The following is a 601-nucleotide window of genomic DNA, read 5'->3' on the forward strand; positions in this document are numbered from 1 at the left end:
TCGTCAGGGTCGCCACGCCACCGACGAGCGCCACCGGAGGCTGCGGAATACCCCCGATGAAGAACGTCACCGTCCCCGAAGGCGTCCCCGACGCCGGCGCGACCGCGGTGACGGTCGCGGTGAACGTCTTCGCCTGACCGAACACCGTCGGATCAGGCGCCACCGTCACGACCGTCGAACTCGACCCCTTCACCACCGACTGACTGTCCACCGGCGACGTGGAACCCACGAAGTCCCCGTCCCCACCGTAGACAGCCGTCAGCGAATGGGCACCGACACTCAGCCCGCCCGTCGTGAAGGAGGCCGTACCACCACTGAGAGTGCCGGTACCGAGAAGAGTGGCACCGTCGAAGAAACTGACCGTACCGGTCGGCGTCCCCGCACCCGGCGCGACCGCGGACACCGTCGCCGTCAAGATCTTCCCCTGCCCGAACACCGACGGATCAGGAGCGGACGTGAGCACGGTCGCACTCGCCGCCTGCGTCACCGTCTGACTGTCCACCGGGGACGTGGAGGCGGTGAAGTCGGCATCCCCGCTGTACACCGCCGTCAGCGGATGCGTCCCGACGGAGAGGGCGGACGTGGTGAGCGTGGCCGTACC

The 601-nt window shown here is 68.7% G+C and carries 1 protein-coding gene; it reads right to left on the reverse strand.

Features of this window, described 5'->3' with window-relative positions; translation table 11 throughout:
• Window positions 1-487 (reverse strand): Ig-like domain-containing protein (locus VT52_RS39495; protein WP_276208003.1); only part of this gene is annotated, 487 nt, incomplete at its 3' end.
• Between the last annotated feature and the right edge of the window lie 114 nt (window positions 488-601).

The organism is Streptomyces malaysiense (assembly GCF_000980885.2).
Taxonomy (GTDB): domain Bacteria; phylum Actinomycetota; class Actinomycetes; order Streptomycetales; family Streptomycetaceae; genus Streptomyces; species Streptomyces malaysiense.